This is a genomic window from Verrucomicrobiota bacterium, assembly GCA_016871495.1.
Classification (GTDB): Bacteria; Verrucomicrobiota; Verrucomicrobiia; order Limisphaerales; family VHDF01; genus VHDF01.
In genome coordinates this window covers 1-12,021 of sequence record VHDF01000019.1, presented here as the reverse complement: position 1 = coordinate 12,021, position 12,021 = coordinate 1, and the positions used below count along the sequence as shown (strand labels likewise).

General features: G+C 60.7%; 11 protein-coding genes. 6 read left to right on the top strand and 5 right to left on the bottom strand.

Features of this window, described 5'->3' with window-relative positions:
* Window positions 1–21: 21 nt before the first annotated feature.
* Window positions 22–1,275: a YjgP/YjgQ family permease gene (locus FJ404_06265; GenBank protein ID MBM3822475.1), complete on the bottom strand. Its 1,254-nt coding sequence runs from the start codon at window positions 1,273–1,275 to the stop codon at window positions 22–24.
* Between the two features lie 128 nt (window positions 1,276–1,403).
* Here FJ404_06265 and FJ404_06260 point away from each other — a divergent pair, with 128 nt between their 5' ends.
* Window positions 1,404–2,642, top strand: a complete 1,239-nt coding sequence (locus FJ404_06260; GenBank protein ID MBM3822474.1) for a hypothetical protein — start codon at window positions 1,404–1,406, stop codon at window positions 2,640–2,642.
* Window positions 2,643–2,648: 6 nt separating this feature from the next.
* On the opposite strand, the gene FJ404_06255 is transcribed toward FJ404_06260, so the two are convergent.
* From FJ404_06255 to FJ404_06245, 3 genes are read right to left on the bottom strand one after another with little or no spacing between them, the layout of a single operon-like run.
* Window positions 2,649–3,422: a 3-oxoacyl-ACP reductase FabG gene (locus tag FJ404_06255; protein ID MBM3822473.1), complete on the bottom strand. Its 774-nt coding sequence runs from the start codon at window positions 3,420–3,422 to the stop codon at window positions 2,649–2,651.
* Between the two features lie 18 nt (window positions 3,423–3,440).
* Window positions 3,441–4,448: a sugar phosphate isomerase/epimerase gene (locus FJ404_06250; protein MBM3822472.1), complete on the bottom strand. Its 1,008-nt coding sequence runs from the start codon at window positions 4,446–4,448 to the stop codon at window positions 3,441–3,443.
* Between the two features lie 22 nt (window positions 4,449–4,470).
* Entirely contained in the window at window positions 4,471–5,883 is a 1,413-nt protein-coding gene (locus FJ404_06245; GenBank protein ID MBM3822471.1) for a Gfo/Idh/MocA family oxidoreductase, read from the bottom strand.
* A gap of 225 nt (window positions 5,884–6,108) precedes the next feature.
* Between FJ404_06245 and FJ404_06240 the strand changes: the two genes are divergently transcribed.
* From FJ404_06240 to FJ404_06220, 5 genes are all read left to right on the top strand, one after another.
* Complete coding sequence (locus tag FJ404_06240; GenBank protein ID MBM3822470.1) at window positions 6,109–6,600, top strand: hypothetical protein; 492 nt, start codon at window positions 6,109–6,111, stop codon at window positions 6,598–6,600.
* A gap of 30 nt (window positions 6,601–6,630) precedes the next feature.
* A complete protein-coding gene (locus FJ404_06235) occupies window positions 6,631–7,806 on the top strand; it encodes a hypothetical protein (protein ID MBM3822469.1) in 1,176 nt (391 codons plus the stop codon).
* A 346-nt stretch (window positions 7,807–8,152) separates the two neighbouring features.
* On the top strand, window positions 8,153–9,214 hold the full coding sequence (locus tag FJ404_06230; GenBank protein MBM3822468.1) for a fatty acid desaturase: 1,062 nt from the start codon (window positions 8,153–8,155) through the stop codon (window positions 9,212–9,214).
* Window positions 9,215–9,244: 30 nt separating this feature from the next.
* Window positions 9,245–9,562 carry a septum formation initiator family protein gene (locus FJ404_06225; GenBank protein ID MBM3822467.1) on the top strand — a complete coding sequence of 106 codons (318 nt, stop codon included), beginning with the start codon at window positions 9,245–9,247 and terminating at the stop codon, window positions 9,560–9,562.
* A gap of 375 nt (window positions 9,563–9,937) precedes the next feature.
* Window positions 9,938–10,294, top strand: coding sequence for a hypothetical protein (locus tag FJ404_06220; protein MBM3822466.1), 357 nt, complete (start codon window positions 9,938–9,940; stop codon window positions 10,292–10,294).
* 696 nt (window positions 10,295–10,990) lie between these two features.
* Here FJ404_06220 and FJ404_06215 read toward each other — a convergent pair.
* Window positions 10,991–11,737, bottom strand: a complete 747-nt coding sequence (locus FJ404_06215) for a glycosyltransferase family 2 protein (protein ID MBM3822465.1) — start codon at window positions 11,735–11,737, stop codon at window positions 10,991–10,993.
* Window positions 11,738–12,021 lie beyond the last annotated feature (284 nt).

Sequence of the window (12,021 nt, the reverse complement as noted above, 5' to 3'; positions counted from 1 at the left end):
CGTTGGGAAAGAGGGGGGAGCTCAGGACGTGCGATTGGCACGCCAGAGCATGAAAGTTCCGGCGGAGTGGAAAAGCAGGTCGGGAGTCCAGAGCAGCACCTTGGCCAGCAGTTCGTTCTTATCCTGGACCGATTGGCCGATGATGGTGAGTCCGTAATACAGCAGCACGAGCAGGACGGCGAGCGCGGCGCCGACGCTCGTTTCGCGCCGGTGGACGCGAATGCCCAGCGGGATCCCAACGAGGGTAAAGCCCACACAGGCGAACGAGTAAGCGGCTTGCCGGTGCATTTGCACTTCGATCTGAGAGTGAAGCTTCTTTTCCACCGGAGTCAGCCCGGAAATGCCGAGCCGCCTGAGTTCCCGCCGCTTGAGGATCAGCTCCTGGAAGGAAAGCTCGCTGATCTTGGGCTCCCGCCCTCGGCCTGATTTCTCGGGAAGCAGGATCGGTTCCTCCGAGGCATACACGCCGGGGATCATGACCGGCTGCCAGCGCGGGCCGGTGAACGCGCCTTCTGCCGGAGGCTCGGTGGACGGGGTCGAGTGGGTGTCGGCGGGATTTTCCGAATCCGGCTGGGGAAGGTCGGCGATGCGCTGAAAGACTTGGGCATTGGAGAACTCGAAGCGAACTTCGCGCGCCGCCGGATTGTAAAGGATCACGGCGGATTCCGCCCGGATATCGAGTATCTTCTCACCGTCTTTGAACTTGCAGAAAAGGACGTCGGAAAGATTGGTGCCATGGACCTTGCCGGCGTAAACGAGGTGCCCGGGAATGTCCCGAACAAAGCGTCCTTCCGGAATCAGGGCTCCTGGATTGCGGGTCGCGAATTGTTCGAAAAGGTCCTTGTAGGCGCCCCGGCACTTTGGGGCGAGTTCGAGGTTTACCCACGCGCTCAGCACGCTCAACGCGGCACCGCCGAGGATGAGAGGCGAGGCAAGGCTAAGCAGGCTGATGCCGCCGGCCTTGACCGCGGTGAGTTCCTGATCCGCGCTGAGCCGCCCGAAGACCAGGAGCATGGACGTCAACAAGCCCATGGGCAGGGCGTAGGCCAGCACGTAGGGAATCAGCAAAGCGACGGCCTTGGCCACAACGGCCAGAGAGGCTTGGCCGTTGACGAGCATGGCCAGCACTTCCTTGAGCACGTTGCCGAGGAGGAGGGCCCCGGTGAACACGCCGACGGTGAGCAGGAGTGTCGCCAGCACCTGCCGCACCAGATAAAGTTGAAGCGTTTTCACTCGACGTTCTGGTCCCGCCCGGGAACGGGTGTGAAAGCCCATGGCGTTCCGCGCTCCCCGCAGCGATCGCAACGGAATTGTACGGGGCGTGTCCGAGCGTGGCCATTCTTTTCGAAGAACCTTGATTTGAGGTGCGAACGGAAGGTTCTCTTGGTCCGCGCAGCACCCGAATGAATTTGTCACGCGATTCCATCGATATCCAGCAACGGCGGATCTTTTGGAGGCCTCTGATCCGCCAGGTCCTGGAGTCCGAGATCACACCTTTTTATCTCTTCTCGAGCGCGCCATTGGCCGAGGGATGGGCGGAGTTGCAGAACCTTTCCTGCCGCCTCAGCGTTCCCGCGCGGCATTGGTACTCGTGTAAGACCCAGCCCTTGCCGCAGGCCATGCAGGCGTGGAAGTCCTGGGGAGGTGGCGCGGAAGTTGTCAGCGAACTCGAACTGCGCCTCGCGAGGGCGACGGGATTCGAGACGGAACATACCCTCGTCAACGGTCCCTTGAAGCACCGGTGGCTGGGTCCGCTGGCGGAGGAAGGGCAGCGGGTTCACTTCGATTCTCTTCGGGAAATTGAGGCGCTTGGAGCGCAAGCGAAGCGCCAGAGCTGGCGAGTCGGGGTGCGGCTCTTGTTGGGTCCGGAGTACGATCCGGAGCAGCCCGATTGGCCGACCCAGTTCGGGATGGGATTGGACGAGGCGCGTCGGGCGGCGCGGCTCCTGCGCCGGCACGGCCTGGAGCTTGGAGGCATCCATTTTCATTTGCGAACGAGCATCGCGAATCCCGAAGCGTATCGGGACGCCTTGCGAAGCGGGGCGGCGCTCTGTGATGAACTGGGATGGCGTCCTGTTTATGTGGACCTGGGGGGCGGATTTCCCCCGCCCTTCGTCAATACCCGCGAGGGCGGGCGCTTCGACCGAAAGTTCAATTTTCGATCCTGGTCCTCGATGGTGAATCAGGAGTTGAGGGCGTTTCCCCAGGTGCAGGAATTGTGGATGGAACACGGCCGGTTTCCGTCCGCGCGGTCAGGTGTCCTGGTCGTGACGATTCGGGATGGGAAGCAGCGCCGGGGCATGCGGCATCTCCTTTGCGATGGAGGCAAGACCTTGCACGCACTGGTGGCCAATTGGGAAAGGCACGATTTGTGGAGTCTTCCACGGCGGACGGGGCGAACTCTCCCAACCATCGTTTCCGGGCCCACCTGCATGGCGTTCGATAAATTGGGGCAAGAATCGCTCCCGGCAACTTTGCGGCCGGGGGACGTGCTCGTTTGGATGGACGCGGGAGCTTATCACTTGCCGTGGGAAACTCGATTTTCCCACGGCCTGGCCCCCGTTTGGTGGCACGACGAGACGGGGCTGCGTCGCGTGCGCCGACGCGAGTCCTTTGCAGATTGGATGGACCGGTGGATCTAAGAACACCTATTGCGCAGTCCACCCCCCGTCCACAGTCAGAACGCTGCCGGTGACGTAGCTGGCGGCATCGCTGGCGAGGAAGATGGCGGCGCCCTGGATTTCTTCTAAACGCGCCCAACGCTTGAGCGCGGTGGCGCCCACCACGAAACGCTTGCCGTCCTCGGTATTGGCGATGGCGGTGTTCATGTCCGTCAAGAAGGGTCCGGGACAAATCGAGTTGGCGGTCACACCGGAGGCGGCGAGTTCAAGAGCTAGCGTCCGGGTCATTTGAATGACCGCGCCCTTGCTGGCGGTGTAGGGGGTTCTTCCGGACAGTCCGACCAGTCCGACAGCACTGGAAATGTTGATAATCCGGCCGGCCGGTGATTGTTTGAGATAAGGGACCGCCTCCCGGCAGGTGAGCCAGGTGCCGGTGACATTGACCGCCATGACCTGGTTGAATTGCTCGGGGGTGAGGTCCTCGATGGGGCCTCGAATATTGATGCCGGCGCTGTTGATGAGGATATCCAGGCGTCCCATTTCCTCGAGGGTCCGGTCCGTCATGGCCCGGACCTCCTCGGGGTCAGTGACATCGGCGGCGAACGCGAGAGCGCGCCGGGAATAGTTGCGTTGAATTTCGCTGGCGGCCGCCATGGCTTCGGAGAGATTGCGGCTCACGATCATCACATCGGCACCCGCGGAAGCCAATCCTGAGGCCATGGCGAAACCCAGACCTTTGGACCCCCCCGTGACGAGGGCGACGCGTCCGTCCAACTTGAATTGATTGATTCCAGGCAGCATAAGGCAGAGATATTCGAGTTAGCCGCGCCAAAGGGTGCGGCCTTTTGAGAGGCAAAGCGAAACGTTTCGAGCCTCAAATTGAAGCCGATCCTCGAAAGAAAGCCCTTCCACCGAGGGCAGGGATTCCTTCGACTGCCAACGTTCAACCCCGCCGAGGGCACGGGCCAAGTCCCGGGCTGGACGCCGGGGAAAGGTCTCCCAGTAGCGAGGGAGGAGGCAAGGCACGGAAAGCGGATTCCGCGTTATCATCTCGATATTCAAACGCAGTCTTGGATTGGCTTTCAACAAAGTCGCGGCCACGCGGCCCAGATCCAGCGTCCCCTCGCCCAGAGGAACTTCGGAGAGTAGGAATCCGTCCCCGCTCTTTTTGACCCCCATGTCCTTGAGGTGAACGGAGGTGGCAAAAGGCGCCAGTTTATCGATGACTTCGTAGGGATCTTCCAGCAGGGCAATGTTGTTGCCGGTATCCACACAAACTCCGGCGTGGTCACTGGCCAGTTGGGATATCCAGGAAACCAGTTCGTCCGCGAGCCAGTCCTTGTGGTTCTCGATGGCGAGAAGAATCCCCGCTTTCTTCGCTTCCCGTTCCGCCCGCTGAAGCGCCAGCCAGGAACTCTCCTTGAATTGCTCGTAGTCCGCGAGCGAAGCAAAGGTTTCGTAGCGACGTCCACTCAGTGCGGCCGTGCGAACCACTCGGGCTCCACACGTCACGGCGAAATCGAGATCGCGGCGAAAGCGGGGCAGCTCGGATTCTGAAAAGGGCAGCGGGGTCTGCGCTTCAAGATAGAGGCCGTGCTCGTCCTGTTCGGCGCGCAGGGCGCGGGCGAGACTGGCATCGGGTGAGCCCAAGGCTACCTGAACACCGTCCGCACCTTCGCGCCGGGCATACTGAAGGAAGGAGAGGGCGTCGTGAAAGGAAGCGGCGGGATGGCGGTCTTTCGCGGCGCGCCAATGCTCGCCAAAGGAATGCATGCCAAGACCAAGGCGCACGGATCGCGGCGCATGGGGAATGACGGGGGCCGGCATGGATGCGGGTCCGGTGGGGGTGTCAAAACCGAATGCCAAGAGCGCGCAGTTCGCGATCCCACGGGGATCGGTACGTCCGGAAAAGCATGCGGGAGGCTTCACGATCGCCGACGGTGTCCTGCTTGCTCGCGTTCCAATGAATCTTTCGTCCGGTGCGGAGGGAAATGTTGGCGAGGTGACAGACGGTCGCGATCTCGTGTCCGCTCTTCAAATCGGAGTTGGGGGTTTGGCGGGAACGGATGCAATCGAGAAAATGACGCGCGTGCCGCACGTATTGATCTTTCCAATCGCCCGAGGTGTCTTGGACAGGGTCGGTCCAGCGGGTCGCCGCGCCCTCCGGCTCAGGAACGGGCTGAGGTCCTCCCACGGGATGTCCGCCAATGATGCGGGCGACGATGTTGACGGGATTCTCCCTCTTATCACCGGTGATTTCAAAACCGTCCCGACCCAGGACCATGGTGCCGCGGGTGCCGTGGAATTCGACCCCGCCCATGCCGGTGGCTCCAGCGCCAGCAGCGCATTCGCGGAATTGCACGACTGCGCGAAAGTCCGGATACTCGATCAAAGCGTCCTGAGTGTCTGGCACTTCACAGTTGTCCTTGAGATAGAAGCGGCCGCCGGAACTCGTGACTGCACGGGCTCCGTCGACCCCGGCCAACCAGTGCACCACATCCAGGGAATGCTGGCCGAGGTTGGTCATTTGCCCGCCGGAGGTATCCCAGAACCACCGAAAATGATAGAGGCCGCGGTTGGGATTGTACGGGCGCTTGGGGGCCGGGCCGAGGAACAGTTCCCAATCAAGATCCGGGGGCGGGGAAGAGTCCGCCGGGGTGCCGAATCCGGGGGCGACATTGCGAAAATAGTTGATTTGAACGGAGACCAGCTTTCCGAGATGGCCGGAGCGAACGAGCTCGCGGGCTTTCTGGTAATGGGGCCCGGAACGTTGTTGTGTGCCCACTTGGACGACGCGCTTGAAGCGACCGGCGACTTGATTCATCCATTCGCCTTCGCGGACGAACAGCGTCAAAGGCTTTTCCACGTAGACGTCTTTGCCCGCGGCGCAAGCCATCATGGTCATGAGCGCATGCCAATGATCGGGGGTGCTGATGATCACGGCGTCCAACGAACGATCGTCGAGTAATCGGCGGAAATCCGGATAACGCGCGCATCCCGGCGCGAGCGCTGCGGCGGCTTCAAGACGCGGTTGGTGCACTTCGGACACGGCGGCAACCTGGGCTCCTGGCGAGGCGTGGAAATTCCGGAGGTGGATGCGTCCCACCAGGCCGACGCCAATACAACCGACGCGGATTCGGTCATTGGCTCCGCGAACACGGCTCCAAGAGGCCGCGGAGAAGGCGGCGACGGAGGCCGTTTGCAGGAATCGACGGCGGGTCCTGAGCAAGGAGAAGGGTGTTTTGACAGGGGTTTGTGTCATAACCAATCAGTGCTTGTGGAGGAGACTACCGGACCGTGGCTTTGAACACGATCACTTTCGTCAGGAGGATCTCCGGGGTCTGGGCATGATTTGCCGAGACTCGGCAAATAGGTCTCCACGATCCGAAAGTAACCACGTCTAACTCGTTGAACATCAACGATTGATTTTCCGGCACAGCCTGTGCTTGAGGTCCGGACACTGAACCAGCCAACTCCGGATTTACTCATGGAAGCCACTTTGGAGAATCAATCTTGGTCGCGGGTCGTCAGTCTCTTTCGGCAGGCGTGTGTCTTGCACCGCGAAGGCAAGCATCAGGAATCGCGTCACATCGTGGAGCAAGACTTGCGGCAAAGTATTGCCACCTGGACGAAGTTCAGCGGGCAGGAACCGGGCGTCAAGCGGTCGAAACTGGAACAAATGTTCAAGGAGGAGCAAAGGCGGGTGGACGACGCATGGATGGTACAATCGCTCGTGGTGCGCCAGTTCTCCCGGCACATTCTCCCCGAACTTTCCAACCGGCTGGTGGCAGAAATTCGAGGTTCGCTGGCGAATGGGGTCTTGACTCCCTTTGCGATCGCGGCGGCCGAGTCCGAACCGAGTTTCGAGCCGAACGATCCTGTGCGAATTCCCTTCGACGACGTGGAAGGCATGATTGATTTCTTGAATTCCGCGGAACGCGATGAGATGCGCGGCGAACGCAGGCTTATCGCCGCTTAACCTTCTTTCAACCTCAACCCCCCAATTCCTATGATGACACTGACCCCTCCTGCCAAAAATGGACGCCACCACAGCGTGGAAGACGACTTGAAAATCCGCCGCGGATCCTCCGTATCCATTCTTGAAATGCCGGAAGAGGCGAGGACCTGCACGTTCTGGGTGGGACTGGATTGGGGCACCAACAAGTCCTGTCTGTTTGGATGTCCAGCCGGCATGACCGAGCCGGTGTTGAACCACGTGGTTCCGACCATGGTGGGTTACGCGAGGGAGGGTTTACTGGACGACTTGCTGCCGGCGAACGCGAAGGTGTTGTTTGGGGAGGATGCGTTGAAACACCGCCTGCATCTGCGGTTGGTGCAGCCGATGGTGGATGGCATTATTCATGACGTGGAGGCTTCCCGGGATTTCGCGCGGCATTTGCGAGGGTTGATCCGGGTGGAAGGGAATGTGGAGATTCGGGCGGTGATCGGGATTCCGGCCAATGCCGGGGAAGAAGCCCGGGAACGGGTGCGCCAGGCCATGCAGGGGCTCTTCCATCGGGTGATCCTGGTGCCGGAACCCTTCCTGGCGGCGCTGGGATGGCGGGAGGAAGGGCGATTGGTGGATCCGACCTACGCGGATCCAGTACGGAATTCGCTGTTTGTGGATATCGGCGCGGGGACGACGGATATTTGCCTTGTGCAGGGCTATTTCCCGACGAGTGAGGATCAGATCAGCTTTCCGTTTGCAGGGGACAAAGTGGACTCGCTGTTGTATGAAGCGCTCAAGAGAACCTATCCGGATCTTTCGCTTTCGGCGATGGCGGTGCGCGAGTTGAAGGAGAAGCATTCTTTCGCGGGCAAGCCGGAGGCGCCGGCTCTGGCCACGGTCATGATGGGAGGAAAAAAGCGGAAACTGGATGTGACCGAACAAATTGAGTTTGCTTGCGGGGTGCTCCTGGAGCGAATTCTGGAATCGATGCAGGTTTTGATTGGCCGTGCTTCGTCCGACAGCGTGGCGGAACTGTTGCAAAACATTGTGCTGACGGGAGGCGGAAGCAGGATTCGATCTCTCGACAAGGAAATTCAACGTCGGCTGGCCGAGGAAGGTTATGCTGAGCCTGGAGTCAAACTTGCGGGTGCCAATTACAAGGAGTTTGTCGCCCGTGGCGCTCTGAAAGCGGCGCGTCAGGCGAGGGACAATCAGTGGCAGAGGTTGATCGCGTAGCCCAGAGAGTCCCGGTCGAGCTTGAGACGACGGCCGTGCGCCTTGAGTGGGGCGCTGCCCAAAGCGATCGCGATCTCGTTTCCGTGGCCTGAGAGCGGCCGTTTCTTGCCGCCGACGCCCCGGAATTGAGCCCGAAAATTTTCAAGCATCCTCAACGTTCGGGCTGGCATCCTGCCTGGAATTCCTCCAAGCTCTCCGAAATGCCATTCACCGCCGGAAGCGAACTGCGAGTTTACGGCGGTTGGATGTCCGGCCTGCACCGACTGTTCTGCGAGGGCTTTTGAGGCTTGTGGAGCGGGCGGGAGGGTGTGATTTGTTGCCCGAATGCGGGTTTGCACTGTTGATCATGAATAATACCATTTGCCAGGTTCCCACCCGGTGGAAAGAGGATGTCGTGAAGTTTCAGAAGTCCTCGATTCCCCGCGCCGTGTGGCAGGTCCTGAACACGACGGTTCCTTACGGCCTTCTGTGGTTGTTGATGTATTTTGCGGTGCAGGTATCTCCTTGGCTGGCACTGCCTTTGGCGGTGCTGGCGGGGGCGTTAGTGGTGAGGATTTTCATCTTCTTCCATGACTGTGGCCACGGTTCCTTCTTTCAGTCGCGCAAGGCAAACGATGCCTTGGGGTCATGCTTGGGAATCTTGACCTTCACGCCCTATTTTCACTGGCGTTGGGAGCACAACATCCATCATTCCACTTCAGGTGATTTGGATCGGAGAGGCACCGGGGACATCTGGACGATGACGGTGCAGGAATACATGGAATCTTCGCGCTGGCGGAAGATGGCGTATCGTTTTACGCGAAATCCGCTCGTTTTGTTTGGGCTGGCGCCTCTGTTTTTGTTCCTCGTTCATCAACGATTCTCGAATCGCAATGCCCCGGATCGGGAGCGGCATTCCGTGTGGCTGACCAATCTGGCGGTAGCCGCCCTGGCTTTGGCTTTGGGCTTGATTTACGGTTGGGCCAATTACCTGATGATCCAGATCACCGTGACCTTGACCGCGGGAGCCATCGGCATCTGGATGTTCTACGTCCAGCATCAGTTTGAGGATGTGTATTGGGAGAGGGCCGAGAATTGGGATTACACCGCGGCGGCCCTTCAGGGCAGCTCGTTTTACAAACTTCCGAAGATCTTGCAGTGGTTCTCGGGGAATATCGGCTTCCACCACATTCACCATCTGAGCCCCCGCATTCCGAACTACAATTTGGAGCGATGTCACGAATCCGTCCCCTTGTTCCAGCAGGTCAAACCCATCACCTTGCTTTCGAGCTTGAAGTCGCTGACCTTTCGGCTCTGGGACGAGAAGCACCGGAAGCTCGTGGGCTACAGGGGATTGCATCAGATTCGGAAGGAAATCCGGAAGCAGCGAGCGGCGACCAGACACGCCACGGCGAATGCACAGCCCTAGTTCCCCACGCCGGAGACCTTCCTGCGCAGCATGAATTTTGAGCCTGGCATTTGGAACAGGATGACCCATGCGATCATCCTTCTCCTCGTGATTGCGGGCGCCATTGGGGTCGGGGTGTGGTATTATCCGTTGTTCGAACGGCAGCAAAGTTTGCGCGCCAAGGTCATGGAAATTGACCGGGAACTGCGGAAGGAAGAGGAGTTGACTCGGAGATTGAGGTCTTCCATCGAGGCCGCCAGCAAAGACCCGAGAACCATCGAACGGATGGCCAGGGAGCGCTTGGGCTACGCGCGAACCGGAGAAACGGTCTTTCGCTTCGAGCCCCCTGCAGCAACTCCGCGAAACTGATCCTCACGTTTTCGAGCGGCTTGCCCGGGTGGTTGGTATGGGATCCCTCCTGATGCTCGAGTTGCACACACCCGACACCCCCATCCTATGGGCGCGTTCGATCCGCAAGGGGAGGCCCAGAGTTTTGATTCGGATGTGATCCTCGATCATCTTGGTCCACGACAGCGTGCGACGAGGTTTTGATGTCGCGGGGCCTGGCTCGACATTTCCCACCAGTTCTGGAAAGTGGCGGCCCTATGCAACGTCGATGCGCTCTTGCCACCCTGGCCGCGGTGTCCATGTCGCTGGCTTCAACCAAGCTTAGACTCCGCGCCCAAACCGATCCTGCAGCCGGTTTGATGGGTCTGGCATGTGACATCAGCGGTGACTTCGATCATGCTCTCGCTGGAACCTCAAGGCGGAGCGCTCGTCCTGACAATCGAAAATGGAGCGCACAGTTTGAGCCGCTCGAAATGGAGAAAGCTTGAAGGTGGCTTGGTCGTGGAAGGCTTTCCCATGTTCCAGCTTTGGGCCGGACGCAACGCCGAGGAGGTTCGCGTGGAGATGGAGCCCTTGCCTACGGATGTCGAAATCAGCTCCGGATTGCGGCAGTTTCCCGGAAGTTTCTTCATGAGCCGCGTCCGCCCCGGTCCCAGGGAATTCCTGGGACGTCCGTTGCCCAAGGGATGGGAACGCGCCGCCTTGGATCCGGCCTGGGATCAAAGCGCGGGCCGCCGGCGTCCGCTGAAATAGGGACCGGTCTTGAGTTGAAGACCGCTTTTGAGGTTGGTCCGGGGCGGAGCGCGGCGTTCACGCCGTATCAGGGTGTGTGTGCAAGCGGGCATGGCGCGTTCGATGCGGTTGGTTTCGTGCGAGGGAGAACGATGGCTCCCTTGGCGGGCGGCGCGGTGGGTGGGATTCTGCGGGTCGGGATTGGGCGACGCGGAAGCGCCGTGAACGGCGCGGTCCGGGAGGAGCGCGGCTGTGTCCGAAGGATCAGCCGCAGCAACGTTGGCTGGCATAGGCTCGTCGATTGTTCCTCCCGCGTCGAAACCACCACCCGCTGCGGCTGGCTTTCAGCACAGCCGCGCTCCGAACGTGTCCCTCTTGCGCGAAGGACAAAGCCAACGAAACGGAGCATGACCTCGTGGTTCATAGATCGAAGGTTCGATCGATGGTGATCCGGTTCATGGACAATTTGCTTTGCGGAGCGCGGCGTTCACGCCGCATCAGGGTGTGTATGCAATCGCGGGTGGCGCGTTCGTTGCGTTTGTTTTGGCGCGAGAGCGAAGGATGGCACCGTTGGCAGGCAGCACGGTGGGTGGGATTCTGCGGGTTGGGATTGGGCGACGCGGAAGCGCCGTGAACGGCGCGGTCCGGCGGAGGAGCGCGGCGTCCGGACCGGAGCGGCCCGTTTGCTTCGCTGCAGCTTCAATCCTTGCGGCGAGACTAACCCGGGTCGAGGGGTTGTTCCGGCAGGCGTCGTTTCAGATACCATGCAACGCCCGCCAAATCGAAAAGCCCGCGCCAGAGGCGATTCCAAACTCCGTACTTCGAAACTCCAAAGGCGCGCGGGCGATGTCCGACCGGCACTTCTTCCACCCGCCCGCCGCTTCGAGCGACCAGGATGGGCAGGAAGCGATGAATGCCGTTGAAGGGGAACAGCGACTCCACGCATGACCTCCTGAAAACGCGCAAGGCACACCCTGTATCGCGAAAACTTGAACCCAGGATCCAGGCGCGCGCGCCAAAGGCGATGCGGCTGGAGCAGCGGCGCAGCCAGGAATCCTGGCGTGTGACCCGATGCCCGCAGACCATGTCCACTGGCTCGAGCCGCTTCATCATGACGGGCAAATCCGCCGGATCATTCTGGCCGTCGCCATCCAAGGTTGCCACCCAAAGCGACGAGGAGGCGCGGAGGCCTGTCCAAAGCGCGGCGCTCTGACCGGCATTCGCCGCATGGCGGACCCAGCGCACGCGCGCGTCGAGCGCGCCCGCCTGGCGAAGGGCGTTGGGCGTGCCGTCCCGGCTCGCGTCGTCCACGAACAGAATCTCGAATGAAACACCCGTAGGCTCCAAAGCATGGAGAACTTCCCGGGCCAAAGGCACGATGTTGTCTTCCTCGTTGAAGACGGGAATGACCACCGTCAGCGCGGGCGGACGGTCCCCGGGCCCGGCGAAGGATTCCTTAGGCACGGGCGCAGACTAGGCGCGGGCAGCTTTTGACGCACGGAAATTTGCGGGGCATAGTTCGGTCCGCCACCATGAAGAAATTGCCAGGCCTAGGGGTGTTGTTGATCGGGGCTCGACTGCTCGGTGCGACCCATGCCGCATCCTTGCCGGAAACCCCGCCCGGCACTTTCCGGCGTGACCGCGAGGGGGGACGCCTGACACGATGGCGCTCGTGACGCGCGAAGAACTGCGAATCTTGCTCGAGCGGTTTCAGGCCGGACATTCCAGCCTGGCTGAGGTGCTCGAGG

What these genes read in the sequence shown, in the direction of transcription:
- FJ404_06265 (MBM3822475.1), bottom strand. Translation starts at nt 1,275, where the DNA reads ATGGGCTTTCACACCCGTTCCCGGGCGGGACCAGAACGTCGAGTGAAA.
- FJ404_06245 (MBM3822471.1), bottom strand. Translation starts at nt 5,883, where the DNA reads ATGACACAAACCCCTGTCAAAACACCCTTCTCCTTGCTCAGGACCCGC.
- FJ404_06220 (MBM3822466.1), top strand. Translation starts at nt 9,938, where the DNA reads ATGCTCTCGCTGGAACCTCAAGGCGGAGCGCTCGTCCTGACAATCGAA.
- FJ404_06260 (MBM3822474.1), top strand. Translation starts at nt 1,404, where the DNA reads ATGAATTTGTCACGCGATTCCATCGATATCCAGCAACGGCGGATCTTT.
- FJ404_06255 (MBM3822473.1), bottom strand. Translation starts at nt 3,422, where the DNA reads ATGCTGCCTGGAATCAATCAATTCAAGTTGGACGGACGCGTCGCCCTC.
- FJ404_06225 (MBM3822467.1), top strand. Translation starts at nt 9,245, where the DNA reads ATGAATTTTGAGCCTGGCATTTGGAACAGGATGACCCATGCGATCATC.
- FJ404_06235 (MBM3822469.1), top strand. Translation starts at nt 6,631, where the DNA reads ATGATGACACTGACCCCTCCTGCCAAAAATGGACGCCACCACAGCGTG.
- FJ404_06250 (MBM3822472.1), bottom strand. Translation starts at nt 4,448, where the DNA reads ATGCCGGCCCCCGTCATTCCCCATGCGCCGCGATCCGTGCGCCTTGGT.
- FJ404_06230 (MBM3822468.1), top strand. Translation starts at nt 8,153, where the DNA reads ATGAATAATACCATTTGCCAGGTTCCCACCCGGTGGAAAGAGGATGTC.
- FJ404_06240 (MBM3822470.1), top strand. Translation starts at nt 6,109, where the DNA reads ATGGAAGCCACTTTGGAGAATCAATCTTGGTCGCGGGTCGTCAGTCTC.